Raw genomic sequence first — 2,964 nt, forward strand, 5'->3', positions numbered from 1 at the left:
GCTGGAGAAAGCGCAAATTTTGACTCCAGGAAAGTTGAACGATCGAAGGCAGGTCCATCCCCATGACTGATATTCGTAGACCGTTTGTAGTACTTATTTTCCTTGTTTCCCTCAACCTTCATGCCCAATTTCGCGAGTTCTCATTCCGAGCGAAAGATCCGGGCCCACGCCCCAACCCAACTTCTGCCATTCCCAACCCGGTAGCCGGGCTCAACGCAAACGAAATCTCGCTTTTTGCCGAGAGCCTGCTGCGCGTCTCGGAACTTGAAGGCACCTGTGACACGTGTGCGCAGCAGCCTCAGGGAGTTCTTCCGGTCGACCCGGACCCGCAAAATCCGTTTTCTCCCCTCGCTATGGTCAACTCGGCTGGTATGGGACCGAGATTCAATGCCGATCAATGCTTCATCTGCCACTTCCAACCGATGATTGGCGGCAGCGCTACGCGGAAGAATGTTGCGTTTACGGTCGCGAACCGCATGGGTGCGACCAATACGATTCCAACCTTTGAAGAACGGGACGGAGCTTTCCGTGAAGTGCGATTCAAGTTCAACACCGACGGCAGCAGAGACGGCGGTGTCCATCAGCTGTTCACGGTAGCAGGGCGCTCCGATGCACCTGCGTGCAAACTCAAACAACCGGACTTTGACCACGAAATTCGAAGGAACAACCTTTCCTATCGCATCCCGCTGCAGCTGTTCGGTCTGGGCCTGATCGAATCGATTCAGGATTCGGCGATTCGCGCGAACATGAACTCCGATCGCGACCTGAAGCGCTTTCTGGGAATTGAAGGCCATCCGAACATAGTTCCCAACAACGGAACCATCAGCCGGTTTGGCTGGAAGGCGCAGAATGCTTCTCTGACCGTTTTTGCGGGAGAGGCTTACAACGTGGAGATGGGCATTAGCAATGATCTTTTCCCCATCACTCACTCTGAGGACAGCGAGTGCAACCTCTCCTATGAGCCTTTCGATGTGCCGCGCACTGACGATCTCTCGTACAACAATCCGCTCAAGATCATGCCGGCGTGGCTGATGTTTACCGAGTTCATGCGCTTCGTTGACGCTCCCTCGCTCGGCGCGCAGACTGAGTCGGCAAAACGAGGTGAGAAACTCTTCCGCGAAGTCGGATGCGCTTTATGCCATACACCTTCCTTTGAAACACCGGGTGTGGCGAATCCTGGATCTCCTTCGGAAGAGATCGGTCCCCAGACGGTCGCTCTCCGGGGCCGGAAAGTTAATCTTTACTCGGACCTGTTGGTGCACCACATGGGTGCAACTCTTGCCGACAATATCGTGCAGGGTGATGCCGGTCCGGACGAGTTCCGCACGACGCCACTCTGGGGACTAGGCCAGCGCATCTTCTTTCTCCACGATGGACGTACCGACGATCTCATGGTGGCCGTTCAAGACCACTTCTCTCATGCTGGCTCGGATGGAGGCGACAATCCATCCAGAGACCGCGATTCCACGCGCTACGCTCCCTCGGAAGCGAACACGGTAGTTCGACGGTTCAATGGGCTCTCAGAGAGAGACAAACAGTCCGTTCTGGACTTTCTGCGGTCACTGTAGAGGGAGAAATGGGCATGAAACTTACCCATATCGCTACGATGGCGGTGCTGCTGGCGTGCTCCACGATTCTCTGCGCCGTGGATCCATTTCTTGGAAAGTGGATCATGGACACAAAAATGTCAAAGTATACGGTCGGCCTTCCCGAGGCCATGACCATCGAAATGAAGGAGACGAAAGAAGGGGTGCATTACCACTCGGAGACGCATCTGAGGGACGGTATCTCTTTCACCGCAGATTACGTTGCCCGATATGATGGACGACCGGTGATCGTGTCTGGCGGGAAGGGCATGCTCCTGCCAGTTTCAACAAAGCGCGTTAGCCCTTCTGAAGTGATTGCGCAGTACACCCGTGGGGGACGGGCGGTGGCGACAAGCCACCGCGCTGTCTCACCGGATGGTCAGACGATGACAATCACGACGACCTCTACCGACGGAAGCGGCAATGCCGTCACCAATGTCGGGGTCTACCGTAAGACAATCCAGTCAAAGAGCGCCGCGCGCGTGGATACGTCTGCGCAGGAGCTGCACTAGGGCGTAACAATCCTGGATGGAAGCCAGGGCGCGCAGGTAGGAACAGGTGGCCAGGAGAAATCCTTCCAACCTTACGCGCGCCCTGTACCTTCTCATCTGTAGCGAGCAGGCGGCTCACCGGCACTCATCTCAACTGACATATCACGCGTGCATGAGTTGCCCACGACGCGGCCGGCCCTACGGGCTTGTCTGATCTCCAGATACATCCAATTCATTCAGGACACCCAAGGAACCAAACAAACCCTGGCGAGGTTGTTCATTGTTTCAACACAACTGGAGGTGAGGAGAATCCGTCGATAGTAATCTGTCCCCGATGGTTTGAAAAAGACCAGGCTTCGCATAATCCCTTGTCCGTTCCAGGGGCATGGAGTCCGCAGAGGTGATTGTGCTTTATCTGTTTGACGACTATGAGCTTAGTGAGCAGGACTTTTCTCTCAGCCGTCGTGGGGAGCGGATGTCGGTTGAACCCAAAGCGCTTCGGGTTCTGTTCCTGTTAGTTGCCGCTCCAGGAACGCTCCTTGAAAAAAAGACGATCCTGGGAACGGTCTGGAAAGACACCTTTGTCGAAGAATCGACCTTGACCCGGGCGATTGCCATACTCCGGAAGCAACTGGGCGATGATCCTAAGGCTCCGAAGTACATTGAGACGGTGCCGACACTTGGGTACCGTTTCATTGCGCAGGTGAGAACGGCGGATCCGTCCAGTCCTGCCTCTAACGAAGTACGTGAGCACGATGAGCCCGAGGCGATCGCTGCTGAAGAGCTTCCAAAGGCGGGCGGAGGCGAGAGCACTTTGGCAATGTCTCACTCCGCCAGATATGCGCCTCGTCGCATCTGGATCTATGGTCTCGCGGTAGGTCTATGCG

3 protein-coding genes are annotated in these 2,964 nt (G+C 55.6%); all 3 read left to right on the plus strand.

The features are described from left to right. The first annotated feature begins 62 nt into the window (after nt 1–62). Nucleotides 63–1,568 carry a di-heme oxidoredictase family protein gene (locus AB4043_RS20725; protein WP_442300360.1) on the plus strand — a complete coding sequence of 502 codons (1,506 nt, stop codon included), beginning with the start codon at nt 63–65 and terminating at the stop codon, nt 1,566–1,568. 14 nt (nt 1,569–1,582) lie between these two features. After that, on the plus strand, nt 1,583–2,098 hold the full coding sequence (locus AB4043_RS20730; RefSeq protein ID WP_442300361.1) for a hypothetical protein: 516 nt from the start codon (nt 1,583–1,585) through the stop codon (nt 2,096–2,098). A 364-nt stretch (nt 2,099–2,462) separates the two neighbouring features. Continuing rightward, nucleotides 2,463–2,964: winged helix-turn-helix domain-containing protein (locus AB4043_RS20735; RefSeq protein WP_442307957.1), on the plus strand; the 502-nt coding region annotated here is incomplete at its 3' end.

It is taken from the genome of Terriglobus sp. YAF25, assembly GCF_052113305.1.
GTDB lineage: Bacteria > Acidobacteriota > Terriglobia > Terriglobales > Acidobacteriaceae > Terriglobus.